The sequence below is a fragment of the Aquabacterium sp. genome, from assembly GCF_049274795.1.
Taxonomy (GTDB): Bacteria; Pseudomonadota; Gammaproteobacteria; order Burkholderiales; family Burkholderiaceae_C; genus Aquabacterium.
Map to the genome: position 1 here is coordinate 1 of NZ_JBASTH010000002.1, position 26,643 is coordinate 26,643.

Sequence of the window (26,643 nt, forward strand, 5' to 3'; positions counted from 1 at the left end):
CCCCGGCGGCCACCCAAACTGCCCCACCCATGGCCACCCAAACTGCTCCACTTGGCCGGGGTGAATTGACCCATTGAGAACGGTGAGTCAGGCGCCTCAGCCCTGACGAGCAGGACGTAACTTTCGCCCCCTTGACCACGAGGGGGGATTCACGAGGTGAACGTCTTGAAGCCACATCTACAAACCACGATCTGGACGCTCCTGCGCGCGGGCAACACCCAGCGCGAGATCGAGCGCCGCACCGGCATCTCCCGCCACACCATCCGCGCCTGGGCCAAGCGCTTTGAAGCCCAGGGCGATCCGCCGCCCCAGCCGCCCGACGATCCAAACTGCCCCGGGGTGGCCACCGACCTGGTGGTGCCCGGGGTCAGCCAAACTGCTCCACCCCGGCCACCGGCTTCACTGCTGGCGCCCACCCCGGTGGCCACCTCCCTGTGCGAGCCCCACCGCGCCTTCATCGAAGCCCAGTTGCGCCTGGGGCGCAACGCCACGGCCATCTACCAGGACCTGGTTGATGCCCACGGCTTTGCCGGGCGCTACAACTCCGTCAAGCGCTTCGTGGCCCGCATTCGTGTGCGAGAGCCCGAGCAGTTCGACCGCCTGAGCTTCCTGCCCGGCGAAGAGATGCAGGTGGACTTCGGCGAAGGCGCGCCCACCCGCGTGCCCGGCGCCGACCGCTACCGCAAGCCCCGCCTGTTCGTGGCCACGCTGCGGTATTCGCGCCGCAGCTTCCGCCGCGTGGTCTGGAACTCGGGCCAGCAAGTCTGGGCCGAGCTGCATGAACAAGCCTGGCGCTACTTCGGTGGCTCATGCCGCTACGTGGTGCTCGACAACCTCAAGGAGGGCGTGCTCAAGCCCGACCTGTACGAGCCCGAACTCAACCCCGTGTACGCTGCCACCCTGGCGCACTACGAGGTCGTGGCCGACCCAGCCCGCGTGCGCGACCCCAACCGCAAGGGCAGCGTCGAGCACGCCATTGGCCATACCCAGGCCACGGCGCTCAAGGGCAAGCGCTTTGAGACCATCGAAGATCAGAACGCCTACCTGGAGCACTGGGAGACCAAGTGGGCTGCTTCGCGCATCCACGGCTCAGAGCGCCGCCAGGTGCATGCCATGTTCGAAGAAGAGCGGCCCCATCTGCAAAGCCTGCCGGCGCTGCCCATGGCCTACTTCCGCGACGAGCAGCGCACCGTGTGCGACGACGGCTGCGTGCGCGTGGCCCATTGCAGCTACGCGGCCAGACCGGCGGCCATCGGGACCAAGGTGCTGGTGCGCATCTTCGAGCACCGCCTGGAGATCCGTGACCTGCAGACCCAGGCCTTGCTGCGCACCCACACCAAGGCCGAACGCCCTGGCACCGTCGTGCTGCCCATGGACGAGCGCGTCTTCAACCCTTCGCGCGAGACACGCCACATCCTCAAGCAGGCCGATGCCATCGGCGTGGATGCGGCCCGGCTGTGTCAGATGCTGTTTGCCATCGAAGGCCGCGTGGGCCAGCGCAAGCTGTGGGGCATCGTGCACCTGGCCGACCGCTACCCGCGCCAAATGGTCAACACCGCTTGCGCCCAGGCCATCGAAGAGGGCGTGCACAGCTACCGCCATGTCAAGGCCATCACCGAGCGCCTGGTGGCCCAAGCCCTGGCCCAGCTTGATGTTGGCCCCGCTACCACAGCGGCCGCCCAAGCCTGCCCCACGCAAGCCCACGACCTCATCCGCAACCCGCAGGAGTACGGCGAGCTCTTCGCCATGGCCGCTGCCACCACCACACCTCAAGGAGACCTCTTCGCATGACTGCCATGACCACCCACGACATCGAGACCACCCTGCGCAAGCTGCGCCTGTCCGGCATGGCCGAGACCTTGCAGACCCGCCTGATGCAGGCCCAGGCTGCCCAGGAGCCCTTCCTGGACACGCTGTCTGCCTTGCTGCAAGACGAGCTTGACCGGCGCCACAGCCGCCTGATGGCGCGCCGCTTCAAGCTCTCTGGACTGGATGAGAAGCCCGCACTGGCTGACTTCGACTGGCGCTTCAACCCCAAGCTGCCACGCGCGGCCTGCTTTGAGCTGCACACCTTGAAGTTTCTCAGCGAGGGCGCCAACGCCCTGATCGTGGGCAAGCCCGGCACAGGCAAGAGCCACGTCGCCAAGGCCGTGGCCTACCAGGCAACCGTGCAGGGCCATGACGTGTCCTACGTCGAGGCCGACAGCGAGTTTGCGCGCTACGCCCTGGCCGATGACGATGAGCGTGCGCGGCTGCTCAGAGGGTGGGTAGCTGCCGACCTGCTGGTGCTCGATGACCTGTTCCTGGCACGGCGCATCAGCGAGCACGCCGCCGAGTTGCTGCAGACCCTGGTGCACCAGCGCTACAAGCTGCGCCGATCCATCGTCATCACCTCCAACCGTGTCGTGCAGGACTGGGGCCGATACCTGGGCGATGCCACCATGGCCACCACCATCCTGGACCGCCTCATGCACCGCTGCGCCATGCTGGAGTTCGAGGGTAAGAGCTACCGGCTCAAGGAGGCCGCCGCGCGGCTGGCCATCACGCCCGACCCCGCATAATCACCCCGTCCTGCCTGGAGCAGTTTGACTGGCCAACAGTGGAGCAGTTTGGGGTGGCCATCGGGGCCCATCATCTGTGACCGTCGAGTCAGTCTGGATGTCATACACGCAAATCGCACCGAGCACGCCGGCCTCGTCTCTGTACGTCCAAGCTTTCCTGTTCTCTCTGGCCTTTCTGCGGAACCAGTCGTCGAACCCGTCATAACCATCGCGCAGACTATCGAAGAACGCGCCTGCTAGCTCTGGAGTTAGGCTGTGCAGAGGTATGTCGTCGATGTTTGGCAGCGAGACATCAAAAGGTTGATGCAGCCGCCGCAGCCAGTCCTCTGCCGTCTGGATGTTGTACGTGCGGTGACCTAGCCCGCGTGCCCTGGCCTTGTTGAGAAGACCTTTGTCTTCGGTGACGAGCGCATGTGCAGCATCGCACTCTAGGGCATACAGGATTTCGTTGTCGCAGGCGTCGTTCGAGCCTGTCGTCGGAGTGTTCCAGGGGCACTTTGCAGTTTGCTCAAGTGCGGGGTATCGCCGAATGTGTTCTAGATTTCTTGCCCGCCGGCCATGGTCTGCATCTCTCTCGAAGTCGTCGATGCTTGCTGGGTGATACACAAGCTTGTGGCCAGCGACAAGGGCTAGTCGATGAAAGTTTGCTAGGTTGTCATCCAGAACGGCATAGGAATCCTGCAACGGTATCAGGACATTGGTGTCGAGTAGAAGCGTGAGTTGCTTCGGCACAGGTCTCCTCCCTAGTGCCTTGCGGAGATCTGGCCAAAAGCTTGGCCCGCCTCCCCGCAGGGATGTTTTATGTAGCTATTTCGTGCGATCTTACAGGTGGGACAAGCCGAATGTTCAGGCTCGCTGCACCAAGCTATTGGTTCAACAGTGACCAGTTTTATTCGGAAACGGCCATCGAGGATGCCAAAGCCGAATGACCGCCTTGCAGCGATTGCTACCGGTTAGCGGGAACTCCAAGACTGGCTACCTTCGGCAGGGAACTGCGGTTCAACGTACTTGTCCAGACTAGCTGATCACGAGCGGATTGCAAAATGTCAGCTATCGCAGATTAAGCGATTTGAGGGGCGCGTCCGCTCTCATATTTTTAGAGAATCTGACCCGCCACGAGAAAAGCCATAGCGCTTATTCTTCTGATCTACAAAGTAATCGTGGACAAATGAAATTATCTCAATACGATCTTCATAGAGAATGTGTAACTGGTTGCTGTAGTGCTCAGAGCGGGGAAATATGCGCCAGTGTACGGCCTCTCCGCCAAAAGATTCCAAAATACCATCGCTGCGCATTACAGAAATGCGATCATCAAATTCAATTACTGTTCCAAATGGTGCGGTGCCAGTGGATATGACGCCACCTGAATCAAGTTGAATTTTCTCATTATCAATTTGCGAAAATTCAGATGCGGACTTGTAAACCTTGGGCTTTCCATCTTTATTTGGCTTCTGATTGGACTGGGGGCTGTAATCAACAACTTGAAACTCGCCATTGGAAATTCTGTACATTTTCTCCCTAGATCCCCAGCTGAAACCATCGGTGGCGGATCCGAACATTTCCTGCTCTTCTATTACGCGGTCGAATTCTCGAAGTACCTGACGGCTCCTCGGATCTTTTCGCTCTTTAAAAGCAGCCATAAACGCTCCTTCATCTGTCCATCCCATGACACTTTGGAATGCCCAGTCGCAGGCCTTACAGGGGCGCGGCGCAAGGATTTTTCCTTGGCCCAGCACGTCATCATCGTCTCGATGGTAGGCGAATTCAAAAAGGCCATCCGCGCCTGTCGCGGCAGCTAGTGCGGTGTGGTGGTCGGACGCGCGAATCTGGAAAGTCTTTCCATCATGATGCTTCTTTAGCTTTGGTGCGGATTTCTTTATGCCGATACTAGGGCGTGGTGATGAAAATAGACCAATATTTCCTGCGGCAAATATTTGGTTGTAATAAATTTCGGTGTCAGTCGGAAGGAATTTAAAAGGACTTTGCTCAGTTTCCCAATATTTTCGCCACTCATTACGGTCCGCAGTTAGGCTTAGGTTGGAAAGTGCTGAAAGTTGGCCCTTTATTGGTACTGCAATCTGTGGGTCCATAAGGATTTTTCTAACTTTGGGGTTGTAGAATAAATCGCTGTCTGAGAAACCAACTCTGAGCGCAGTTTGAACAGTGTTATTCTTGCTTGCAATACCATCGACAGCTTGGCGCCAGTTAATTTTATGAAGGGCTCCTCCAGCATCTAGTAGTATCAATTCGCCGGAATATATTTGCGAATCCCAGTAGCTTCCATCAATGATTATTTTCACAGGCTGCATTTCTTGCCTCCGTGAATCTTTCTGAATTTGGGCATAGAGATTAGCCCGCTTGCGAGCCATGCCTGCAATATATGTTCATCAGGCTTGTCGTATGGGCTCAACCAATGCGCTGCAGGGTAGCCATGCCAATCAATACCATCTGCTGAGACAAACTTGGCGATGCACACCGTGATTGCTTCCGGCAAACGCGTTACTCCAAGCGGCTGCGGTACATTGCCTTGCATGTGAAGGCCATAATAGTCATTTGCCGATGCCCAATTCTGTTGCACCGATAGTGCGTAGCATGCGTGCTCTTCACCAATGGGAATTGTCCATTGAGATTTTTGAGCTGCATACTGCTGGCTACGATGATGGATGTGGGGCTGGTAAGCCAAGACTTGTTCCCTCCACTTGCTTGCCGTGATGTCCTTGTTAGCGGCCACAACAATAGCAGCAATTACTAACAACTACGAGATGGCTAATGCCCACTCGTTTGCTTGCTTAAAGCTCACATGGTCAACAGCGCTGTATCGGCGGCGGCGCACGACATTGTTGAGACACGCCAAATTTTGACTGTCGCGAATGGTCCAATGACAGACACTGCGAGCAGCAGTCGGGGGGCGCCAAAACTCAGCGACAGCAGACGGCCTGGAGCGGATACTCGCGTCGTCCGGATAGATCCAATTTTGCTCTTGGCCGTACACAGTCAGTCATAGGCAGTGCACTTGAATCATTGATTCCAGCAGTCGGGGGCGTGCGTATCACCGCCGTTGCGACTCAGGGCACTCTCCCACCCGCTCCGGAAACGCCTCCAACACCCACTCCATGAACACCCGCAACCGATGCGTCACATGCCTCGCCTGCGGGTACACCAACTGAAACGGATACCGCGCCGGCCGCCACCCCGCCAGAATCTCCACCAGCGAGCCATCGCGCAGCGCACCAGCCGCCGCATACCCAAACGTCTGAACAATCCCTAGCCCCGCCACACACGCGGCCAGGTGCGCATTGCTCTCATTGACGCCCACGCGGTGCTCCACCTTGATCTCCGTCTTCTCCCCATCGCGCTCGAACCGAAACGGGATCGGCCGGCCGGTATCGCTCGACACGTAGGACACCAGCCGATGCCCGTTCTTGAGCTCATCCGGGTAGGCCGGCGTGCCGAACTGCTTCAGGTAGCCCGGCGATGCGCAGGTGATCAGCACGGCCTCACCCAGCCTGCGGGACACGAGTGACGAACTCTCCATCGCGCCTCCGCGGATCACGCAGTCCACGTTGTCGCTGATCAGGTCCACTGACCGGTCTGACACGCCCAGGTCGATGCGGATGTCTGGATAGCGCGCCATGAAATCCGGCAGCAGGGGGATCAGCACATCGCGCGCGGTCGAGCCGCCTACGTCGATCCGCAGGTGGCCACGGGGCTTGCTGCGCGCCATGTTGAAGGAGCCGTCGATGTCCTCCAGCTCGCGCAGCACCCGGCCGCTCTTGGCGTAGTACTCGTGGCCTTCGGGTGTCACGGTCAGGCGCCGCGTCGTGCGCTGCAGCAGGCGCACGCCCAGGTGTGCCTCCAGCTCGCGCACCAGCTTGCTCACGGTGGCGATGGGCATGTTCAGCGAATCCGCCCCGCGCGTGAAGCTGCCCGTTTCAACCACTCGGGTGAAAGCGCGTATCGCAAGTAACTGGTCCACAGGTCTTCCTTCGCTGGGTTCAACGGATACCGCCTTGATTATCTACCTGTGTAGATAGTGATTCCATCTTTCTCTATTTTTCAATCAATCAGTTTTTCCTACATTGGGCACATGCCGACAGCGACGGTGCTTCCAGAAGGGGCCAAAGGTCGCCAGGCGTACCTCTCTCAACCGCATCACCAATGGAGCTGAACATGACCAAGCAACTCGAAGGAAAGATCGCCCTCATCACCGGTGGCAGCTCGGGCATCGGCCTGGCCGCCGCGAAGGAACTGGCCGCACAAGGCGCGCAGGTGTTCATCACCGGCCGCCGCCAGGCAGAGCTGGATGCCGCCGTCGCCGAGATCGGCCCCCAGGCCACGGGCATCCGCGCCGATGCCGCCGTGCTGACCGACCTGGACACTGTCTACGCCGAGATCGCGAAGAAGGTGGGCCGGCTCGATGTGCTGTTCGCCAACGCAGGCGGCGGCGACATGCTGCCGCTGGGCGCGATCACCGAAGAGCACTTTGACAGCATCTTCGGCACCAATGTTCGCGGCGTGCTGTTCACGGTGCAGAAGGCCTTGCCGCTGCTCACCAACGGGGCCTCGATCATCCTCACCTCATCGACCACGTCGGTGCTGGGCACGGCCAGCTTCAGCGTGTACAGCGCCAGCAAGGCGGCGGTGCGCAATTTCGCGCGATCGTGGGCGCTTGATCTGAAGGACCGCGGCATCCGCGTGAACGCCGTGAGCCCCGGTCCCATCCGCACACCCGGCCTGGGCGGCCTGGCGCCTGATGACGCCACGCGGCAAGGCCTGTTCGATTACCTGGCCTCGCAGGTGCCGCTGGGCCGCCTGGGTGAGCCGTCCGAGATCGGCAAGGTGGTGGCCTTCCTGTCATCGGATTCGGCCAGCTACATCAATGGTGTGGAGCTATTTGTGGATGGGGGTATGGCGCAGGTGTGAGTGCTTGCACAAACGCCGGCCAAGCCGGCGGGCCCTTGCCCTCAGTGAAACTCTTGTGCGCAATGGACGCTGCTGCCGTCGTTCATCACCTGGACGTAGCCCGCCACGCCCTTGCCCTTGACGATCAACATATCCAGATGATCATTGTCTCGGGATGAGGCAGTGAACCTCAGCGTGTCTTCAGGAGAGAACCACTTTGCCATGACGCTGATGCCTTCACTCTTGTTGCCGATGGTCAGTGCGTAAGGTGTTTTGCCAATCAAGATGACGCCCTCGCTAAAGGAGACAGGCAGGGGGGCGTCATTGAGTTTGCCGAGCACCTCGCCCGGGCGGCGCATGAGGCAACCGTTCACTGAGAACGTACTGCGCATCTCGCGCATCAGGCGGGACACTTCCAGGCCAAGCTGAACAGGCCCGGATAGAGCGCCAGCGGGCGTCTGCTCGTCGCGGCCGCAATAAGCTACCCGGCCTGCACCGCTCCCCTCCGGTATGACGGACAAGCTCGAAAAACCGCCGTCGGTCTGCCATGTTGCTGTGCCCAATGTCAGGTGGACGTCCTGTTGCGGCTGGAGTTCCGCCAGTACCGATACACCAGCGTCTGTGCTGGAGACGTGCAGCGTCACCGCGCGGTCTGTGGCAAACATGCTCTGCCCTTGTGTAGACAGGTTGTCTTGCGTGACCTGGGCGTTGCATCGCTGGGATTCATGGTTGCCGGTTGGCGGGGCCTTGCCTGCATAGTCGCCCGCCAGCAGCCGCATGAAGTGAGCACGATACTCTTCGCCACACTCCGTCGGGGCGCCAGCAGGCGTCACCATGGTATCCATGGCTGCGCGCATCAGGCCTTGCACGGTGTCTCGTCCGGGCCGTGATGAGTCGAGGTAGGTGCCGATCAATGTGTGCCCGCTGGCGTCGGAGGCAGATGCCGCGAGGTTGAGATTGACCGGTGGCACGCTGTGCAGCCCCTGGGCGCGCAAACCATTGATGACGAGATCTATGCCTGCCAGAACGTGCCCGCCTCTGAGTGTGGGGGAGGCGGGCGCAATGTGCACGACCTGAACAGCGCTGGCCGGAACTCTTGTTCTGACATGGTCATAGGCAACGTTGACAAACAGGTTGCCCTGGGAGTGCGCCACCAGAAGAAGCTTGCGTTTGCCGGCAGCAAGGACATTGAGGCGATTCTGGTGCGCTGTCATGTCTGCTTGCGTTGGGGGATCGCTCAGCATGGCAGAGACGGCTGCGACGCTTTTGGAGACGAGGCTCTCATAGAGCGCATCCAGCACGTTCTTCGCCTTGGGAAAGCCCGCGATGGTTTCATCCCAAAGACCGAGGGGATCGCCGGAAAGCGTCTCCCACAGCAGATACCAGTGTTTTGCAAGCTTGCCGCTGTCGTCCACCTCTTGGGCGCGCTGCATAAACACTTCGGCAATGTCCTGCAACCCACTGGCGCCCACTGTCGAGCCCGTGTGGTTGTAGAACAGTTCGTAGTCAACAGGCTCGTTCTTGTAGCGGTTGCTTTCGAGGGTCCGCAAGGCGTAGAGGCCGTTGAGCGCTTGGAGTTGAGTGTTCCACACGCCATTGAAAAAACCGACGGTGTAGCCGCCCGGGATGCACGCAGCCTCTGGCGATGACTGCGCCCATGCACGAGAGGGCACCAAGAGGAACTGAAGCGCCAGGAACGCGCAACATCCCAGCAACCATGCATGGTGGGACTTGTGTTTACTGCGCACAGCCATTTCCTTTCGGCAAAGGAAAGGACATGCCACTGACGGCCTTGTTGTAGGCTTCATACGCACGGGATCGTTCTTTGGTGTTGGCCGTGAGCGCTTCCATGCGCGTGACCTGGGTAGGGGCCTGGCGGGCGTCGAACCGATCCCACATGCATGCAATGGCGAGATTCAATTGACCAGCAGTGATCTTCAAGGCGACTGTCTGCGCGACATCGGTTGTGACGGCCTGATGCAATGCGGCAGAAAGTTGGCGAAGAGCGGCCTGGCGGGCCGGCGTCTCGCCCGATATGTCGATGAACGAATCAATGTCGTCTCGGATGCCGTTGTGATCCGCGTCCGTGCCGCGGACATCCGTGTCTTCATCCAAGGCAATGCGGGACGCCTTCACCGTGGGCTCTGCGCCATTGGATGGCTTGTCGGGGCTCTTGCCGCCCCCGCATGCCGTCAAGAAAATGGTCAGACCCATGGCCATGACCCGCAGCGAGGCTGCAGTCTTTGTTTGCATGTTCATTCCCTGGTGATGGTCACCGATGCCGGTGGCGCTTTTTGGCCTGGATTCTAGGGGCGAGAAACAGCCCTGTATGTCGTCAAAAAGGGGGAACGAAAAGCGTGCACCGTTGTGTTATCACGCGGTAACGGCGTTGATAAAAAAGCCACCTCCGCGCCCAAGGCGCCTTACTGCACAACGCGGGGGAGAGCCGCTGCAGCATGGCCGCTGGCTAGGCCGCGCCTTGGGGGCTGCTGTGTCTGGTGCGGAGGTGGCGAAAACTCAATGCGTGCCCGTGCGCAATCCCGGCTGCAACTGCGCAGCTACCGCCGCGTGCCGCAGCACCCACCAATCCACCCGCGGGTTCAGATCCTCGCAGCGCACGGCGTGCTGCACGATGCGTTCGATGGTGGGGCAGTGCTCGGCCGGTACCACCTCCGCATGCGTGATCCAGTAAGAGATATGGGCCTGCTTGATGCCGCCACCGATCTCGCGGGCCAGCCGGGCCTGCGATCCGACGATGTCGATGGCTTTCTGAAGCGCTTCCTGAGGTGTCATGTGCATATCCCTGAGCTTGTTTGTGATTTGAAGATGTATTTGTAGATCAAAGCAGGCAAATTTGCAATACATGCCACAAAGGCCTTTGTAGGATGCCGCCATGGATGAATGGAACACCTTCACGGGGCGGCTGCTGTGGGCCATGAAAAGGGCGGGCAGAACCAACCAGAGCGAACTGGCGCGCGCCGTGGGCGTGAAGCCCCAATCCATCCAGTACCTGCTGCGCACCGAAGCCGGCGCCCAGGGCAGCAAGCACACGCCGGCGCTGGCGCAGCAGTTGGGCGTGTCCTCACGCTGGCTGGCCAGTGGCGAAGGCCCGCCTGACCAGATCGATCTGCTCGGCCCCCATGCGGAGTCGAAGGCCGCAGCGGTCTACGCCATCGCCAGTGGCATGCGCGCCCGGGTCACCGGCACGATCCGTGTCACGGGTACGGGTGATGTCGAGCGCATCGACCTGCCCGAGGGCGACAGCGATGGCCATGTGCTGATGCCGTTGCATGCGCCCGGCGCCTATGCGCTGCGGGTCAAGGGCAATGCGCTGGCCCCCTATGCCAAGGACGGTCAGTACCTGCTGCTCGACACCGAAGGCGAATGGCACCCGGAAGAGAACCTGCTGATCACCTTGGCCGATGGGCGCACTGTGCTGCGCGAACTGCTGCTGGTGCGCACCGATACTCTGGTGATGCTGCCGCTGCACGGCGGCCAGCCCGAGGCGCTGGAGCGCGCGGTGATCCAGTCCGTGGTGCCGGTGGTGTGTGCGGTGCCGCGCAGCTTGTGGCGGCCTGAGGCGTCCTGATCAGCTCTGTTGGATTTATGCAAAGGCCTTTGCAAACAAGGCCATCATTTCAAAGCTGAAACGCCAGCCACAGAAGCAGCCCCTCGGCCACATCGCGCACCAGCCCGGGCGGCTTGGGCGTGAAGCTGGCGGCCTGTGCGCGCTCGGCCTCGAACCAGTCGCACAGGCGCGTGATGTCGTCGTGGTCATGGAAGGCCAGCATCAGTTCGTAGTTCAGGAACAGGCTGCGGCTGTCCAGGTTGGCCGAACCGGCCATTGCCAGGTCTTCATCGAACACGGCCAGCTTGGCGTGCAGCATGCCCGGCGCCAGCCAGACGCGCCCGCCGGCCAGCGCCAGCGTGCGCAGGGCCCGGTTGCGCGCCAGATCAGACATGCGGTGGTTGGAGCGCGCCGGCAGCAGCAGATCCACCTGCACGCCGCGCCGCGCGGCCAGGCTCAGCGCCATCAGCAAGGCCGGATCGGGCACGAAGTACGGGGTGGACAGGCACACGCTTCGCTGCGCGCGGTAGGTGGCCGTCACCAGCAGGGCGTAGATGGTGTCGTCGACCTGGTCGGGGCCGGAAGCTACCAGTTGCGCGCCGTGGCGCCACTCGCCATCTCCCTGCGCTGATCCCGATGCCGGATGGGGCGCGTGTGCGGCCCGCAGCGGTGCGTCGGGCGGTGAGGGCGGCGCAGCAGGCGGGAAGGGCGTCGGCACGGGCTGGCGCTCGCCCTGGGCGAACAGCCAGTCCTGCTCGAACAGGGCGCTGGCCTGGCTGACCAGCGGGCCCCGCAGGTCCAGGCTCAAGTCGCGCCAGGCCGTTTTGCCGGGCTCACCTTCGAAGTACTCGGCTGCCAGGTTGCGCCCGCCGCACCACAGCCTGGCGCTGTCCCGGCCCGCATCGGCCACGACCAGCTTGCGGTGGTTGCGCAGGTTGGTGCGGCCCTGCAGGGGCGATCGCAGCGGCGGCACGAACAGCGCGGTGTGGCCGCCGGCCCGGCGCAGCAGGTCCAGGTCGGGCGGGCGTGACATCAACTGGCCCAGGCCGTCCAGCATCAGGCGCACGCGCACGCCCTGGGCGGCCTTGTAGGCGAGGCGCTTGATCAGTTCCTGCCCCACGGTGTCCCGGGCCAGGATGAAGGTGCAGATGTCCAGCGTGTCCGTGGCGCCGTCGATCGTGTCCAGCAGGGCCTGCCAGGCCTGGTGGCCATCGGCATGCAGCGTCATCCGGGGGCAGGGTGCCGGGCGGGGCTGGCCCATGTCCACCAGGGTGTCGATGGCCCAGGGCATGCCGGGGGCGGGCGCGACCGGCACAGGCCGTACGCGGGTGCTGGGCCGCTTGATCTTGCGCGAGCCGAAGAGCAGGAAGGCCGGCAGCGCCACGTAAGGCAGCAGCAGGATGAACAGCACCCAGGCGATGGCCGCCGCGGGATGGCGCCGCTGCCGCATCACGTGGGCGGTCAGGATGTAGACGAGCAGGGCCACCACGGTGCACAGGCCATGCAGGGTCAGGCCCTGGGCATTGAGCAGTTGCAGGGGAAGGTGCATGTGCCTCAAGCCTACCCGATGTGCCACGGGCGCCGCGCATTTGAGGCAGCGCAAACTCCGTGGCGATCAACGCCATGCGGTGCCACGGCCCGGTGGCGGACTTGTGATGGATCAAGTGCGGTCGGGCGCCCGCTTGCTGCAATGGACCCAAGCAACGAGTTTCACCATCACAGAGCGAAGGACAACACCATGATCCGCCCGACCATTGCCCCCCGCTGGGCCGCCCTGGCTGCCTGCGCAGCCCTGACAACCCTGGCCAGCCTGCCTGCCCAGGCCGCGCCCACCGAAGGCCCCTGGCTGGTGCGTGTGCGCGCCGTGCACCTCGACCCGGCCAACAAGGACAGCACGGGCCTGGACCTGAGCGTCAACAGCAAGGTCATCCCCGAGCTGGACATCAGCTACTTCTTCACCCCGAACATCGCGGCCGAGCTGATCCTGACGGTGCCACAAAAGCATGACATCCGCTCTGCCGGCACCGACATCGGCTCGCTCAAGCACCTGCCGCCCACGCTGACGCTGCAGTACCACTTCCTGCCCGAGGCCACGGTGCGGCCCTATGTGGGCGCGGGCGTGAACTACACGCGCTTCTCCAGCGTGCACTTCGTGCCGGCCGTGCAGACGGCGCTGCAACCCGGTGTGGAAAAGGACAGCTGGGGCTGGGCGCTGCAAGCCGGCGTTGACGTGAAGCTGGCCGACAACCTGTTCCTGAACTTCGATGTGAAGAAGGTGCAGATCCGCGCGGACATTTCGTCCGCAGGTAACAAGGTGGGCACCTTCAAGGTGGACCCGGTGCTGCTGGGGGTGGGCCTGGGCTGGCGCTTCTGAGCGCTGGGTGTGTCAAGCACTCCGACCTGAATCTGGAACTTGCGATTGGACCTGGCTTGCCCCTTGGGCAAGTCGAGGGGGCTGGGCCGGGCGTGGGGACGCCCGGCCCCTTTTTTTAAGCTTTTATCCCACCACGCCGTCGGGCGTCACCACCAGCGCCAGGCCATGGTCGTGCGCCTCGGCGGCCAGTGCCTCGGCCGAGAGTTCGGCCTCGCGCCAGGCCAGCCCCACCGCCGTCACGTGCGGGTGCGCTGCCAACCAGCGGTCGAAGTAGCCCCCGCCATAGCCCAGCCGGAAGCCCTCACGCGTGAAGCCCACGCAGGGCACCAGCACCACATCGGGCTGGGCCGGGGCTGTGTCGGGGCTGGGGATCCCGCAGCCATCCACGGTGGTCAAGTCCTGACCTTCCCACACTCGGTAAGCCATCGACGCGCCCTGCGGGCTGTCCTTCTTCGTGGCCCAGGGCAGGGCCAGCCTGCAATTCAGTGACGTCATCGCCTCCAGGGCCACGGGCCTTGGGTTAAATTCACCTCGAATCGGCCAGTACAGGCCCAGACAATCCGGCTCCAGTTGCGCCAGCACCTCCAGCAGGTGGCCTTCCAGCGCGATCTGGTCCAGTGCGGCCTGCGGGCCGGCGGCCCAGGCTTCGCGTGCCTGCAGCAGGGATTGCCTCAGGGCTTGGCGTGAAGAGGTCGGAGAAGACATGAACGAGTTGTGCCGGCCTGCCGGCTGCGTGGAAAGAGTCGAGGATGCGATTGTGGACTGATCACACGGGTGCCCCCAAGGCCGGGGCGCCCCGTTGGCTGGCAGTGGCCGCCGCCTGGGTGGCGGCAGGTGTGTCGACCCTGAGCCCGGGCGTGGCCCAGGCCCAGACTGCGGGTAACGACACCGTTCTGGCTGCCCGCAGTGCCTACCTGCAGCGTGACAAGGCCCGCCTGGCCGTGCTGCGCGACACCCTGATGAACCAGAACCACCCCCTGGCCTCCTGGGGCGATTTCTGGTTCATGCTGGCCCGCCTGGGCGAGGTCGGCCCCACCGAGGTCGACCAGTTCCTGGCCCGCTGGGGCGATGCCTACGTGGCCGACCGCCTGCGCAACGACTGGCTGCTCGAACTGGGCCGGCGCCGCGACTGGGCCACCTTCGTGCGCATCCAGCCCTATTTCCGCATGAACGACGACCGGGACGTGACCTGCCTGGGCGTGCTGGCGCGCCAGCAGTTGGGCGTGCCCATGGAGGGCCTGGGCGATCTGCGCGAGCAGGCCCGCCAGGCCTGGTGGGCCCAGAAGGATGCGGATTTCGGCTGCGACGCCATGGCGCGCACGCTGTATGCCGACCGCCTGCTGACCACGGCCGACGTGTGGCGCAAGCTGCGCCTGTCGCAGGATTTCGCCCAGCCCAAGGCCGTCACGCAGACCGCCCGCCTGCTGGGTGACCCGACCGCGCAGGCCGTGGCCCGCTTGATGGGCAACGCCCAGCGATTCCTGATGACGGACAACGCCGTGCGGCCCGAATCGATGTCGGGCAGCTCGTCCGGCGTGGCCATCACCGAGGCCGTAGGCAAGAAGGCCCATAAGGACAAGAAAGCCAACAAGCGCAAGCCCGCCAAGCCCCCGGTGCCGCCGCCCCCGGCCGTGCCGGCCGACCATGTGGGGCCGCTGAACCTGCTGGCCATGCTGCGCTGGTCCTCGCAGGATCCGGAAGCCGCCGCTGCCACCCTGGCCGACCCGGGCGCCGCCCGCCGCTGGCGCCTGAGCCGTGAGGACATGGCCTGGGCCTGGGCCTCCACCGGCCGCTCGGCCGCCTGGCGCCTGATGCCCCAGGCCATCGCCTATTTCGAGCGCGCCCTGGTGCCCGGCGAGCTCACCGAGGGCTCAGCCTTGTGGGCCACCACCTGGCACCCCGATACCCTGGCCTGGATGACCCGCGCCGCCCTGCGCTCGGCCACGTCAGGCCAGCAGCCGGCGCACTGGCTGGTGGTGGACACCGCCATCGAGGCCATGTCGCCCGAGCAGAAAACCGACCCCACCTGGGTGTACTGGAAGGCCCGCTCGATGCAGGCCCAGGCCCCCGCTGGCCCGGCCGGCGAGGCCCGCCGCCAGCAGGCCCGCGAACTGCTGGCCCGCATCGCCCAGCCCACCAACTTCTACGGTCTGCTGGCCATGGACGACCTGGGCCGCGTGGGCGCGCCCTCCCGGCCCGCCAAGCCCAGCCGCGACGAGCTGGCGCAGGCCGCCGCCGTGCCCGGCCTGGACCGTGCCTTACGGCTGTACGACCTGGGTCTGCGCAGCGAAGGCGCCCGCGAGTGGAACTACACCCTGGGCCACGGCAAGCCCGGCGGCCTGAGCGACCGCGAACTGATGGCCGCCGCCGAGATCGCCTGCGACCGCGAATACTGGGACCGCTGCATCAACACCAGCGACCGCACCAAGCAGGAGATCGACCTTTACCAGCGCTACCCCCTGGCTTTCCGCCGCGATATCCAGGCTGCCGCCAAGGAGGTGGGGCTGGACCCTGCCTACATGTTCGGCCTGATCCGCCAGGAGTCGCGCTTTCAGATCACCGCGCGCTCGCACGTGGGCGCCTCGGGCCTGATGCAGGTGATGCCCGCCACCGCCGACTGGGTGGCCCGCAAGCTGGGCATGAGCGATTACCACGGTGGCCTGATCACCGACCGCGACACCAACCTCAAGCTGGGCGCCGGCTACCTCAAGCTGGTGCTGGACGACTTCGGCGGCTCGCAGCCCATGGCGGCGGCGGCCTACAACGCCGGGCCTGGTCGGCCGCGCAAGTGGCGCGACGGCCCCCGCCTGGAGCCCGCCGTGTGGGCCGAGAACGTGCCCTTCAACGAAACGCGCGACTACGTCAAGAAGGTGGTGACCAATGCGGTCATTTATGGCCACGTCTTGCACGGCAAGCCCCTGTCGATTAAAACCAGGCTGGGCCCGGTGATCGGGCCCCGCGCGTCGAGCGCCCCGCCGGACGACCTGCCCTGAGCCACGAGCGGGGCGGTGCCGACCATGGCGGGTCGCCCCGGCGCCGAGCATCGAGACCAACCGGCAACGGCCCCTGGCGGGGCGGAGCATGCGGCATGCAGCGCATCGTGATCCTGGGCGGCACCGGCTTCGTGGGCCGGGCCCTGTGCGAGCAACTGGTCGCGCGCCATGGCGCGGGCGGCCCCCGGCTGGTGGTGCCCTCGCGCCGCCGTGAGCGCGGCAAGCACCTGTTCGTGCTGCCCACGGTGGACGTCATCCAGGCCTCCGTGCAGGACGATGCCGCCCTGGCGCGCCTGCTGCAGGGCGCTGACGCCGTCGTCAACCTGATCGCCATCCTGCACGGCACGCCCGACGAGTTCGAGCGTGTGCACGTGAACCTGCCCCAGCGCCTGGCCCAGGCCTGCGCCAAGGCGGGTGTCAGGCGCCTCATCCATGTCAGTGCTTTAGGCGTGCCGGATGACCCGGCCCAGGCCCCCTCGCACTACCTGCGCTCCAAGGCCCAGGGTGAGCAGGCGCTGCGCATGGCCCAGGTGGCCGGCCTGCAGCTCACCGTGCTGCGCCCCAGCGTGATCTTCGGGGCGCAGGACCGCTTCCTGAACCTGTTCGCCCGCCTGCAGGCGGTGTCGCCCGTCGTGCCGCTGGCCTCGGCCGGGGCGCGCTTCCAGCCGGTGTGGGTGGACGACGTGGCCGGTGCGCTGATCCGCTGCCTGGAGGATCCGGCCACCATCGGGCAGACCTACGAGCTTTTCGGGCCCGACATCCTCACCCTGGCCGATCTGGTGCGGCTGGCGGGGCGTGCCAGCGGGCGGGCCCGCCCGGTGATTGCAGTGCCGCCGGCCGTGGGGCGTTTGCAGGCCGCCGTGCTGCGCCTGCTGCCCGGCGAGCCCCCGCTGACAGCAGACAACCTGCGCTCCATGGAGGTGCCCAATGTGGCCACGGGGCGCCTGCCCGGGCTGGCGCAGCTGGGCGTGCAGGCGGCCTCAGTGCTCGCGGTGGCGCCGCGTTACCTGGGGTCGGCGGGCGCTGGCGTGGCCGAACAGCTCAACGCCTGGCGGGCTTCGGCGGGGCGCTGAGGCGCCAAGGCGGTCGCGGGGCGAGCTCTTCCCGAGGCGCCCTCTAACGCTCAAAAAGACAAAACCCGCCCAGGCGATGCCAGAGGCGGGTTGTGGGGGCGCGCGAGCCCTGCCTGCGTACGCTGGCGCAGGAAGAGCCCGAGAGACCGATCAGGCAGCGGCCAGCAGTTGGGCCGTGTCGAACACGCTGCTCATGGGCGGCAGGCTCACCGTCATGGGCTGGGGCGCGTTCTTGGACACCTTGACCGGCTTGGCGGCGGCCGCGTCGTTCTGGGCGGCTTCCGGGCGGTCCCAGTGGCCGGCCGATTCCTTGCCGGAGACGGCGATGGAATAGAACACGCGGAAGGGGATCTTGCGCTCGGACCAGAAATCAGCGGCGTCGCGGAAGGCGTCGAGCAACTGCTCGCGCGATTCGCGGTCCATGCGGGCGCCGTCGGGCAGCAACTCGAGCACGACCACGAAACCGGGCTGCGGGCCCGACTTGTGGACCATGTCCGTGATGCAGTCGTACAGGGCGTCCAGGTTCTTGCCGAAGTGGTCGGGGAACAGGAAGTCCTTCGCGATGATGTCCAGCACGTCCTGCTTGTTCTGGGCGGCGCCCAGGTTCGTGTACAGGAAGTGATGGCCGATCTGGTGCGCGGAAGTCTGCAGATCGTCAGGCCGGTAGGCGCGGATGGACTGAACGATGTTGGGGCGGATGGATTGCAACAACATGATCGCTTGAGGCTCTTGCATGGATGGGATCAGGTTCGGCGGCTTGGGTAGAAGAGGTGAAACCAGACTCAGCGGCGGGGATCGATCTTCTGGAAGCTTTGGTAGTGATCCTGGGTATAGAAACAAGTTTCCGGACTTTGCACAACAGGGCCACCGCAGACGATGCGCCGGGCGCCACGGTGGCGCACGCCGGGCGTGGTCACGGTGTATTCGCGGTAGTAGCCGCGTTTTTGCCGGGGCAGCAGTCGTTCGCGGTTGCCGAACACGGTGCCGTCCTTGTCAAAGCGAAACGGGCCTCCGGCCAGAATGCGGCTGTGGGTGTCCTGGGCTTGCCTGGGCAAGGCCGACAACGCCACCGCCGATTCGATGACCGTGGTGTCCGTGCGCGAAAAGGCGTGGACGGGCTGGGGCTGAAGCAGCGCCGCAGACAGCGCCATCGCGACTGTGATCAGCAGGCCTTTGCCGGCCTGTCGCACATGGTGTGACACCTGCTGGAGCGGGCGGCGCGACCACCGCTGAGCCAGTCCCTGGTGGGGGCCGGTCAGGGCATCGCGAGCAGGCTCCCTCTGTGTCACGTGCGCGGTCATGGTCTGTAGCGTGCTGACGAATGGCGTCGAAAGCGTCAATGTCTGTCACGATGTTTTTCAACATCGCGGCGGCTGTGTCCCCAGCCTTGCAAATCTCGTGTGCGGGGTTCCGTAAAAGCGAAATGCTACTGAAATGGGCGCAAAAGCTCAAGAGCCCCGGTCCCGAAAATAGAGGGACGAGGGGCCTTTGCCTCAGGGGTTGACAGTTTGTGTTAACCCCTTTGCATGACGTCATCACGACGTCTGCGTGATGTTTTCACGCTGTTTGCACGCTGGTGATCAGCGCACGGCGTTCGCTTCCGCGACGGTCATGGCCGTCATGTTGACGATGCGGCGCACGGTGGCCGAGGGCGTCAGGATGGTGACCGGCTTGGCCGCGCCCAGCAGCACGGGGCCCAGGGCGATGTTGTTGCCGCAGGCCACCTTGAGCAGGTTGTAGGCGATGTTGGCCGCGTCGATGTTGGGGCACACCAGCAGGTTGGCCTCGCCGCTCAGCGTGCTGCGGGGCATCAGCTTGCCGCGGTAGGCGGCATCGATCGCTGCGTCGCCGTGCATTTCGCCGTCGATTTCCAGCCAGGGGGCGCGCTCCTGGATCAGGCCCAGGGCCTCGCGCATCTTCAGGGCGGAGGGCTGGTTGCTCGAGCCGAAGTTCGAGTGCGACAGCAGTGCGGCCTTGGGCGGCTGGCCGAAGCGCATCATTTCTTCGGCGGCCATGATGGTGATCTCGGCCAACTGCTCGGCGGTCGGGTCGTAGTTGACGTGGGTGTCCAGCAGGTTCACCGTGCGGCCAGGCAGGACCAGGCCGGTCATGGCGGCGTAGGTCTTGACGCCGGCGCGCTTGCCGATCACCTGGTCGATGTAATGCAGGTGCAGGGCGGTGTTGCCCCAGGTGCCGCAGATCAGGCCGTCGACCTCGCCCTTGTGCAGCAGCATCGAGGCGATCAGCGTCAGGCGGCGGCGCATCTCGATCTTGGCCATCTGCTCGGTTACGCCCTTACGCTCGGCCAGACGGTGGTAGGTCTGCCAGTACTCGCGGTAGCGGGGGTCGTTCTCGGTGCTGACCAGGTCGATGTCCACGCCGGGCTTGAGGCGCAGGCCCATGGTCTCCAGGCGCTTTTCGATCACGGCGGGGCGACCGATCAGGGTCGGGCGGGCAATGCCCTCGTCCACCACGATCTGGGCGGCGCGCAGCACGCCTTCGTTCTCACCCTCGGCATAGGCGATGCGCTTGTTCTTGGCGCGCTTGGCCACGCTGAAGATGGGCTTCATCGTGGTGCCCGAGGCGTAGACGAAGCTCTGCAGCTTCTCGCCGTAGGCCACGTAGTCCTTGATCGGGCGGGTGGCCACGCCGGAGTGGTCCGCCGCCAGCGCCACGGCCGGCGCGATCTTCATCATCAGGCGCGGATCGAAGGGCTTGGGGATCAGGTATTCGGGGCCGAAGCTCAGGGTCACGCCCGCATAGGCGGCGGCCACCACGTCGTTCTGCTCGGCCTGGGCCAGCTCGGCGATGGCGTGCACGGCCGCGATTTCCATCTCATCCGTGATGGTGGTCGCGCCCGAATCCAGTGCGCCGCGGAAGATGTACGGGAAGCACAGGACGTTGTTGACCTGGTTCGGGTAATCGGTGCGTCCTGTCGCCATGATGGCGTCATCACGCACGGTTTTGACGTCTTCCGGCAGGATCTCCGGATTGGGGTTGGCCAGCGCGAAGATGATGGGCTTGGCGGCCATCTTGGCGACCATTTCGGGCTTGAGCACCCCGCCGGCCGACAGGCCCAGGAAGATGTCCGCGCCTTCGATCACCTCGGCCAGCTTGCGCTGCTCGGTCTTCTGCGCGAACACGGCCTTGTCCGGGTCCATCAGCTCCACGCGGCCTTCGTAGACCACGCCGGCCAGGTCGGTCACCCAGATGTTCTCGCGGGGCACGCCCAGCTTGACCAGCAGCGTCAGGCAGGCCAGGGCGGCGGCGCCGGCGCCGGAGGTGACCAGCTTGACCTGCTTGATGTCCTTGCCCACCACCTTCAGGCCGTTGAGCAGGGCGGCGCCCACGACGATGGCAGTGCCGTGCTGGTCATCGTGGAACACGGGGATCTTCATGCGCTCGCGCAGCTTGCGCTCGACGTAGAAGCAGTCCGGGGCCTTGATGTCTTCCAGGTTGATGCCGCCGAAGGTGGGCTCCAGGCTGGCGATGATGTCGACCAGCTTGTCCGGGTCCTTCTCGTTGATCTCGATGTCGAACACGTCGATGTCGGAGAACTTCTTGAACAGGACGGCCTTGCCCTCCATCACGGGCTTGGCGGCCAGCGGGCCGATGTCGCCTAGGCCCAGCACGGCGGTGCCGTTGGTGATCACGGCCACCAGGTTGCCCCGGCTGGTGTACTTGAAGGCGTTGGCCGGGTTCTCGACGATCTCCTCGCAGGGCGCGGCCACGCCGGGCGAGTAGGCCAGCGCCAGGTCGCGCTGGTTGGTGAGCTGCTTCGTGGCGCTGATCGCGAGTTTTCCGGGTGTGGGGAACTCGTGGTACTCAAGGGCGGATTTCTTGAGCTCGGCGCGTTTTTGTTCGGGGGTGGTCATGGGTAATTGGGCCCTTTCAAGCCCGACATTGTAGGAATTCCGGCGAAGGGTGGGTTGTGGATTGCCGCAGCGGCGAGAATCCGGGGCATGTCTCTGGGTGAATTCGACCTCATCGCACGCTATTTCCACCGGCCTGATGGCCAGGGGCCGCGCCATGCCATCGTGCCCAATGGCGATGACTGCGCCGTGATCGCGCCGGCCCCCGGCATGCAGCTGGCCGTGTCCACCGACACGATGGTGGAGGGGCGGCACTTCCTGTCCACGGTCGATCCGGCCCGCCTGGGGCACAAGGCCCTGGCCGTGAACCTGTCGGACCTGGCCGCGTGCGGCGCCAAGCCGCTGGCCTTTACCCTGGCGCTGACCTTGCCGCGTGTCGATCAAGCCTGGCTGGCGGGGTTTTCGGGCGGGCTGCTGGCCCTGGCCGATGAACATGGCTGCGAACTGATCGGCGGCGATACCACCGCCGGGCCGCTGGCCATCGGCATCACGGTGATGGGTGAGGTGCCGGCAGGGCAGGCCCTGCTGCGCAGCGGTGCCCGGCCGGGTGATGAGCTCTGGGTCAGCGGCTGGCCCGGTGAGGCGCGCCTGGCGCTGGAGGCCTTCCGGGGTACCCTGGTTCCGCCACTGGACGGCGAGGCCTTCGAGGCCGTGCGCCTGCGCATGGAGCGGCCCACGCCGCGTGTGGCGCTGGGCCTGGCGCTGCGTGGCTTGGCGTCATCCGCGATCGACGTGTCCGACGGGCTGCTGGGCGACCTGGGTCATGTGCTGAAGCGCAGCCGCGTGGGTGTGGAGATCGCCCTGGGTGCGCTGCCCGTGAGCCCGTGGCTGGCCACGCGCCCGCTGGCCGAGCAGCAGGACAACGTGTTAGCCGGTGGCGACGACTACGAACTGCTGTTCACCGCCCCGGCGGCGCGCCATGCCGAGGTGCTGGCGGCCGGGCAGGCGGCGGGCGTGCCGGTGCACCGCATCGGCCTGCTCCAGGCGGAGGTCGGCTTGCGCGTGCGCGATGGTGGCTGGGGCGCCGAGGAGCCCACAGGCCAGCCCGTGGCCAACCGCTGGACCTCGTTCGACCACTTCAAGATGGCCTGAGCCGTTTTCAAAAGAAACAGCCCGGCGGGCCGAGGTGGCTGCCGGGCTGGCAAAGGCCGGCGTGGGCCGGCACAACGGAACGGAGCAGGGGGTCAGGCCGAGTGGCGGCGGCGCGCGGCCAGCAAGGCCACGCCGACGCCGGCCAGGGCCAGCGCAACGGATTCGGGCTCGGGCACGGCCACCACCGTGAACCGCACCTCGGGGCCTTCGGTGACGAAGATGGTGCCGCCGGCGCTGTTCAGCATCAAAGCGCCGCCAGCGAAGCCGAGTTCGGTGAAGGGGCTGCCGAGGAGCTGGTTGCCGGTCAGTGTCCAGGTGCCTGCAGGGCCATTCGGCCCGCTGTAGGTGGGCCAGAACCCGCTGTCGGTCCACGCGGCCCATGCCGATGCGGGGCCGAACACCGAGCCTTTGAACGTGATCGTCAGATCCTCGAACACGTAGCCGCTGGCGGCGGTCACGACGAAGGCCGGAACGTGGAAAGCAGTGCCGGAGCCCGATGCGATGGCGACCGGGTCATGGCCCGTGGGGCCCGTGAAGGGCGTGGCCCAGGCGAAGGAGAGGGTCTGCGTGACGCCATCGCTGCCGCTGCCATTGGAGACGATGCTCCCGAACACGGAGCTGTCGTCGTAATTGACGGTGTATTCAGGGGTGCTGAACGTGGCGGCCTGTGCGGCGGGGGCCAGCGCCAGCATCAGCGCGCCCAGCGACGCGGCGCCGAGAAGGTTGGACAAACGCATGGGGAACTCCGAGGATTGCGTGAGGGGGCAAAAAGCGGATGACCGGAAATCAATGTAAAGAGATGCAAACAGCGTGACAACCGTCCGATCCCCCAAGTAATAGGGGGGTGCCCCGCAAGCCAGGGGGCTCCTGGACAGAGGCGCTGCGGTGGTGTCTTTTGGATTGGCGGCAGGCACAGTGGGAACGGACGCCGGGTGACAATGCCGGGATGAATGCCGACGTGCCTTCCCCTTCCGGGCCTGCAGAAGCTGCGGTGCCGGCGGCGCCGCGCCGGCCCTCGATGCGCCTGCTGCTCAGCCACCCCGCTCACTTCATCGCCTTCGGGGCCGGCAGCGGCCTGAGCCCGGCCGCGCCCGGTACGGTCGGCACACTGTGGGCCTGGGCCAGCTTCCTGGTGCTGGAGCACTGGTGGGGGCAGGGGCCCCAGGCTGATCTTCGCTGGGCCTGCCTGATCGGCGTGGGCACGCTGGTGGGCTGGTGGGCCAGCACGCACACGGCGCGCAGCCTGCGGGTGGCGGATCCCTCCTCGGTTGTGATCGACGAGATCCTCGCTTTCTGGCTCGTGCTGTGGGTGGCTTCGCCCCTGGGCTTTGTGGGGCAGTTGCTGGCCTTCGCGCTGTTCCGCTATTTCGATGCGGCCAAGCCGGGGCCGGTGGCCTGGGCCGATGGCCTGTTCAAGCACCGGCCGGGGCAATCCATCGGCTGGGCGCAGGGGCTGGGCATCCTGCTGGACGATTTCGTGGCCGCGCTGTGCACGCTGATCGTGCTGGCCCTGGGCGTGGCGCTGCGGCCCTGGCTGTCCTGGCTGCCATGGGGGGGCGCATGACGACCGATGTGCAGGCGAAGGTGATGGCCGCCGTGGCCGAACTGGCCCGGGCGCTGCCTGCGCAAGGCTGGATGATGGCCACGGTCGAGTCCTGCACCGGCGGCCTGATCGCGGCCTCCTGCACCGAGCTGGCGGGCTCCAGCGCGTGGTTCGACCGCGGCGTGGTCAGCTACAGCAACGAGGCCAAGAGCGAGCTGCTGGGGGTTGATCCTGCGCTGATCGAGGTGCATGGGGCCGTGAGCGAGCCCGTGGCCCGGGCGATGGCTGACGGGGTGCTGGCGCGTTCCAAGGCCACCGTGGCGGTTGCCGTCACGGGCATCGCGGGGCCTGGGGGCGGTTCGGCCGACAAGCCCGTGGGCACGGTATGGCTGGCATGGGCCTGCCGTGGTCAGCCCACGCAGGCGCGGTGCCACCTGTTCAGCGGAGACCGCGCCGCCGTTCGCTGGCAGACCTGTGTGGTGGCGCTGCAAGGCGTGCTCGCGCTGGCAGCGCCTGGCCAGGCCTAGGCATCGCTCTCCAGCGTCTGCTGGATCGCCGTGAGCAGGGTTTCGACCGCCACGGGCTTGTGCAGCAGGATCAGGCCTTCGGCACGCGCCTTGCGCAGGCGTTCGGGGGCGGTGTCGCCACTGATCAGCAGGGCTGGCAGCCCGGGCTGCTGCTGGCGCAGCTTGCGGATGGCCTTGATGCCGCTTTGCTCGCCGCGCAGACGCAGGTCGGCCAGGGTCTCGCGGCAGCCCATCGAGGTCAGCAGGGCCTCCATGGCGGTGCGCACATCCGCTTCGTCGTCGATCACCAGCACGTGGCACGAGGGCATGGTCGGCGGGACCGGCTCGGGCTCGCTCATGTCGGGCGGCGGGCCCTGGTGCGGCGGCAGCAGCAGCGTCACCCCGGTGCCCACGCCGGGCTCGGACTGCAGGCGCAGCGCGATGCCCAGCAGCTGCGAGAGCCGCTGCACGATGGACAGGCCCAGCCCCAGGCCCTTGCCGCGGTCACGCTCGGGGTTGTCGAGCTGGAAGAACTCCTCGAAGACGCGGCCCTGTTGTTCCGGGGGGATGCCTCGGCCCGTGTCCTTGATGGTGATCAGGGCCCGCCCCGCCAACTGGCGCGGATCCAGACGGTGCCCGCATCGCAGTACTTCAGGGCGTTGTCCAGCAGGTTGCGCACGATGCGGTTCAGGTGGGCGGCATCGGTGTGGGCGACCAGCAGGTCGTCATCGCACTCCAGCACCAGACGCAGGCCCTTGGCGGCGGCCACCGGCGCGCAGGCCTGCTGCATCTGCGTGAGCAGCGGGGCCAGGGCGGTGGTGCGCAGGCGTCCAGAACCCGGGCGCATTGCTGCACGTGGGTGGTGGGTCCAGCGTCAGCAGCAGGCTCTTGAGGCCTTCGCGGAACAGCGGATGGCCATCGATGATCAGAACGCGCACGGCTGTAATTACCTCACCAACCGTACGGAGAGATCAAGAAAGTGCCCTGAGCAGATGCCTTTTGTGGTCGTGATCTGACAGCGCGTGTCGATCCGTTGCTGCGCATTGTCGATGAAAGGTTCCCTCCGTGCATGTGTGTAAACCTTCGTTTAGCAGGCATGCGCTGGAAGGGGCATGTGCTTCCTCGCTTTGCGCAGATCGATAGAACAAAATAGTTGTTTAGCTCATAACAATGCCTGTACAAAATGCGCAGACCGCATTTAGAGAGGGTGATATGAACTTCCAGCAATTGCGATCGGTGCGCGAAGCGGTCCGGCGCGGCTTCAACCTGACTGAGGTCGCCCAGGCCCTGCACACCTCGCAGCCGGGTGTGAGCCGCCAGATCCGCGAGCTGGAAGACGAGCTGGGCATCGAGCTGTTCGTGCGGGCCGGCAAGCGCCTCACGGGCCTGACTGAATCTGGCACCCAGGTGCTGCCCATCATCGAGCGCCTGCTGGCCGATTCGGACAACTTGCGCAATGCCTCGCGTGACTTCTCTCAACACGACGCGGGCCCTTTGTCGATAGCGGCCACTCACTCACAAGCGCGTTATGCCCTGCCGTCGGCCGTGCGTGACTTCCGCCTGCTGTATCCCCAGGTCACCCTGAACCTGCACCAGGGCTCGCCCCGTCAGGTGGCCCAGATGCTGATCAGCGGCGAGGCCGACATCGGCATCGCCACCGAGGCCCTGGCCCAGTACGACCAGCTCGTCACCCTGCCCTGCTACCGCTGGACGCACAGCGTGGTCGTGCCCATCGGTCACCCGCTGCTCGACGGCCAGCCCCTCACGCTGCAGCGCCTGGCACGCTACCCCTTGGTGACGTATGACGCGGGCTACACCGGCCGCTCGCACATCGACGAGGCCTTTGCCCGTGAAGGCGTACAGCCCAGCATCGTCCTCACCGCCATGGACGCCGACGTGATCAAGACCTATGCCGAGCTTGGCCTGGGCGTGGGCGTGGTCGCCTCCATCGCGTACGACGAAGAACGTGATCGCAACCTGCGCGCTATCGACGCGGGCCACCTGTTCGCCGTCAACATGACGCGCCTGGCCTTCCGCCGGGGCGCCTTCCTGCGAGGCTATGTGTACTCGTTCATCGAGACGTTTGCACCGCCGCTCACGCGCCGGGTGGTCGAGCAGGCCATGCGCGCCGAGGTGGGCGAGACCTTCGACATCTGATC

At 65.2% G+C, this 26,643-nt stretch carries 25 protein-coding genes and 1 pseudogene; 11 read left to right on the forward strand and 15 right to left on the reverse strand.

From position 1 onward, the window contains the following. The first annotated feature begins 156 nt into the window (after positions 1 to 156). Both istA and istB read left to right on the forward strand, forming a co-directional pair. Positions 157 to 1,791 (forward strand): IS21 family transposase, encoded by a 1,635-nt coding sequence (istA, locus tag WAQ08_RS00370; protein ID WP_422188661.1) that lies wholly within the window; start codon positions 157 to 159, stop codon positions 1,789 to 1,791. A gap of 5 nt (positions 1,792 to 1,796) precedes the next feature. After that, the gene (gene istB, locus WAQ08_RS00375; protein ID WP_422188692.1) at positions 1,797 to 2,561 is read left to right on the forward strand and encodes an IS21-like element helper ATPase IstB; all 765 of its coding nucleotides are present in this window, start codon (positions 1,797 to 1,799) and stop codon (positions 2,559 to 2,561) included. On the opposite strand, the gene WAQ08_RS00380 is transcribed toward istB, so the two are convergent. From WAQ08_RS00380 to WAQ08_RS00395, 4 genes are all read right to left on the reverse strand, one after another. Further along, complete coding sequence (locus tag WAQ08_RS00380) at positions 2,562 to 3,293, reverse strand: hypothetical protein (RefSeq protein ID WP_422188662.1); 732 nt, start codon at positions 3,291 to 3,293, stop codon at positions 2,562 to 2,564. It lies immediately after the preceding gene. A 356-nt stretch (positions 3,294 to 3,649) separates the two neighbouring features. Beyond that, on the reverse strand, positions 3,650 to 4,870 hold the full coding sequence (locus WAQ08_RS00385) for a hypothetical protein (protein WP_422188663.1): 1,221 nt from the start codon (positions 4,868 to 4,870) through the stop codon (positions 3,650 to 3,652). Further along, positions 4,858 to 5,244 (reverse strand): hypothetical protein, encoded by a 387-nt coding sequence (locus tag WAQ08_RS00390; RefSeq protein ID WP_422188664.1) that lies wholly within the window; start codon positions 5,242 to 5,244, stop codon positions 4,858 to 4,860. The genes WAQ08_RS00385 and WAQ08_RS00390 overlap by 13 nt, the downstream gene beginning before the upstream one ends. Before the next feature lie 366 nt (positions 5,245 to 5,610). Beyond that, the gene (locus WAQ08_RS00395) at positions 5,611 to 6,537 is read right to left on the reverse strand and encodes a LysR family transcriptional regulator (RefSeq protein WP_422188665.1); all 927 of its coding nucleotides are present in this window, start codon (positions 6,535 to 6,537) and stop codon (positions 5,611 to 5,613) included. A 194-nt stretch (positions 6,538 to 6,731) separates the two neighbouring features. Between WAQ08_RS00395 and WAQ08_RS00400 the strand changes: the two genes are divergently transcribed. After that, positions 6,732 to 7,484 carry an SDR family NAD(P)-dependent oxidoreductase gene (locus WAQ08_RS00400; protein ID WP_422188666.1) on the forward strand — a complete coding sequence of 251 codons (753 nt, stop codon included), beginning with the start codon at positions 6,732 to 6,734 and terminating at the stop codon, positions 7,482 to 7,484. A 41-nt stretch (positions 7,485 to 7,525) separates the two neighbouring features. On the opposite strand, the gene WAQ08_RS00405 is transcribed toward WAQ08_RS00400, so the two are convergent. The 3 genes from WAQ08_RS00405 to WAQ08_RS00415 all read right to left on the reverse strand — a co-directional run bounded on the left by WAQ08_RS00405 (position 7,526) and on the right by WAQ08_RS00415 (position 10,256). Continuing rightward, positions 7,526 to 9,211 (reverse strand): hypothetical protein, encoded by a 1,686-nt coding sequence (locus tag WAQ08_RS00405; protein WP_422188667.1) that lies wholly within the window; start codon positions 9,209 to 9,211, stop codon positions 7,526 to 7,528. Beyond that, positions 9,201 to 9,716 (reverse strand): hypothetical protein, encoded by a 516-nt coding sequence (locus tag WAQ08_RS00410; protein WP_422188668.1) that lies wholly within the window; start codon positions 9,714 to 9,716, stop codon positions 9,201 to 9,203. Before WAQ08_RS00410 ends, WAQ08_RS00405 begins: the two co-directional genes overlap by 11 nt. Before the next feature lie 264 nt (positions 9,717 to 9,980). Further along, positions 9,981 to 10,256, reverse strand: coding sequence for a YdaS family helix-turn-helix protein (locus WAQ08_RS00415; protein WP_422188669.1), 276 nt, complete (start codon positions 10,254 to 10,256; stop codon positions 9,981 to 9,983). A 100-nt stretch (positions 10,257 to 10,356) separates the two neighbouring features. Here WAQ08_RS00415 and WAQ08_RS00420 point away from each other — a divergent pair, with 100 nt between their 5' ends. Then, positions 10,357 to 11,052 (forward strand): hypothetical protein, encoded by a 696-nt coding sequence (locus WAQ08_RS00420; protein WP_422188670.1) that lies wholly within the window; start codon positions 10,357 to 10,359, stop codon positions 11,050 to 11,052. A gap of 49 nt (positions 11,053 to 11,101) precedes the next feature. Here WAQ08_RS00420 and WAQ08_RS00425 read toward each other — a convergent pair whose 3' ends face one another. Further along, positions 11,102 to 12,580 (reverse strand): phospholipase D-like domain-containing protein, encoded by a 1,479-nt coding sequence (locus WAQ08_RS00425; protein ID WP_422188671.1) that lies wholly within the window; start codon positions 12,578 to 12,580, stop codon positions 11,102 to 11,104. Positions 12,581 to 12,769: 189 nt separating this feature from the next. Here WAQ08_RS00425 and WAQ08_RS00430 point away from each other — a divergent pair, with 189 nt between their 5' ends. After that, entirely contained in the window at positions 12,770 to 13,405 is a 636-nt protein-coding gene (locus tag WAQ08_RS00430) for an OmpW/AlkL family protein (RefSeq protein WP_422188672.1), read from the forward strand. 123 nt (positions 13,406 to 13,528) lie between these two features. Here WAQ08_RS00430 and WAQ08_RS00435 read toward each other — a convergent pair whose 3' ends face one another. Further along, complete coding sequence (locus WAQ08_RS00435) at positions 13,529 to 14,110, reverse strand: 5-formyltetrahydrofolate cyclo-ligase (protein WP_422188673.1); 582 nt, start codon at positions 14,108 to 14,110, stop codon at positions 13,529 to 13,531. A 44-nt stretch (positions 14,111 to 14,154) separates the two neighbouring features. Here WAQ08_RS00435 and WAQ08_RS00440 point away from each other — a divergent pair, with 44 nt between their 5' ends. Then, positions 14,155 to 16,398, forward strand: a complete 2,244-nt coding sequence (locus tag WAQ08_RS00440) for a transglycosylase SLT domain-containing protein (RefSeq protein ID WP_422188674.1) — start codon at positions 14,155 to 14,157, stop codon at positions 16,396 to 16,398. 95 nt (positions 16,399 to 16,493) lie between these two features. Continuing rightward, on the forward strand, positions 16,494 to 17,471 hold the full coding sequence (locus WAQ08_RS00445; protein WP_422188675.1) for a complex I NDUFA9 subunit family protein: 978 nt from the start codon (positions 16,494 to 16,496) through the stop codon (positions 17,469 to 17,471). Between the two features lie 327 nt (positions 17,472 to 17,798). On the opposite strand, the pseudogene WAQ08_RS00450 reads toward WAQ08_RS00445, so the two are convergent. The 3 genes and pseudogenes from WAQ08_RS00450 to WAQ08_RS00460 all read right to left on the reverse strand — a co-directional run. Continuing rightward, positions 17,799 to 18,185: pseudogene (locus tag WAQ08_RS00450) on the reverse strand (barstar family protein); the annotation flags it as partial. A 68-nt stretch (positions 18,186 to 18,253) separates the two neighbouring features. Next, positions 18,254 to 18,622, reverse strand: coding sequence for a ribonuclease domain-containing protein (locus WAQ08_RS00455; RefSeq protein ID WP_422188693.1), 369 nt, complete (start codon positions 18,620 to 18,622; stop codon positions 18,254 to 18,256). 429 nt (positions 18,623 to 19,051) lie between these two features. Continuing rightward, positions 19,052 to 21,346, reverse strand: coding sequence for an NADP-dependent malic enzyme (locus tag WAQ08_RS00460; RefSeq protein ID WP_422188676.1), 2,295 nt, complete (start codon positions 21,344 to 21,346; stop codon positions 19,052 to 19,054). A gap of 93 nt (positions 21,347 to 21,439) precedes the next feature. On the opposite strand from WAQ08_RS00460, the gene thiL reads away from it, so the two are divergent. Further along, positions 21,440 to 22,435 carry a thiamine-phosphate kinase gene (gene thiL / locus WAQ08_RS00465; RefSeq protein ID WP_422188694.1) on the forward strand — a complete coding sequence of 332 codons (996 nt, stop codon included), beginning with the start codon at positions 21,440 to 21,442 and terminating at the stop codon, positions 22,433 to 22,435. A 92-nt stretch (positions 22,436 to 22,527) separates the two neighbouring features. Here the strand turns inward: thiL and WAQ08_RS00470 are convergent, their stop codons facing one another. Next, positions 22,528 to 23,172, reverse strand: coding sequence for a PEP-CTERM sorting domain-containing protein (locus WAQ08_RS00470; RefSeq protein ID WP_422188677.1), 645 nt, complete (start codon positions 23,170 to 23,172; stop codon positions 22,528 to 22,530). 209 nt (positions 23,173 to 23,381) lie between these two features. On the opposite strand from WAQ08_RS00470, the gene WAQ08_RS00475 reads away from it, so the two are divergent. Both WAQ08_RS00475 and WAQ08_RS00480 read left to right on the forward strand, forming a co-directional pair. Beyond that, positions 23,382 to 23,999: a phosphatidylglycerophosphatase A gene (locus WAQ08_RS00475; RefSeq protein ID WP_422188678.1), complete on the forward strand. Its 618-nt coding sequence runs from the start codon at positions 23,382 to 23,384 to the stop codon at positions 23,997 to 23,999. Beyond that, entirely contained in the window at positions 23,996 to 24,505 is a 510-nt protein-coding gene (locus tag WAQ08_RS00480) for a CinA family protein (protein ID WP_422188679.1), read from the forward strand. The genes WAQ08_RS00475 and WAQ08_RS00480 overlap by 4 nt, the downstream gene beginning before the upstream one ends. Here the strand turns inward: WAQ08_RS00480 and WAQ08_RS00485 are convergent. Next, complete coding sequence (locus WAQ08_RS00485; RefSeq protein ID WP_422188680.1) at positions 24,502 to 25,098, reverse strand: ATP-binding protein; 597 nt, start codon at positions 25,096 to 25,098, stop codon at positions 24,502 to 24,504. The genes WAQ08_RS00480 and WAQ08_RS00485 overlap by 4 nt on opposite strands. Next, complete coding sequence (locus WAQ08_RS00490; protein ID WP_422188681.1) at positions 25,080 to 25,331, reverse strand: sensor histidine kinase; 252 nt, start codon at positions 25,329 to 25,331, stop codon at positions 25,080 to 25,082. The genes WAQ08_RS00485 and WAQ08_RS00490 overlap by 19 nt, the downstream gene beginning before the upstream one ends. 365 nt (positions 25,332 to 25,696) lie before the next feature. Here WAQ08_RS00490 and WAQ08_RS00495 point away from each other — a divergent pair, with 365 nt between their 5' ends. Next, a complete protein-coding gene (locus tag WAQ08_RS00495) occupies positions 25,697 to 26,641 on the forward strand; it encodes a CysB family HTH-type transcriptional regulator (protein ID WP_422188682.1) in 945 nt (314 codons plus the stop codon). Positions 26,642 to 26,643 lie beyond the last annotated feature (2 nt).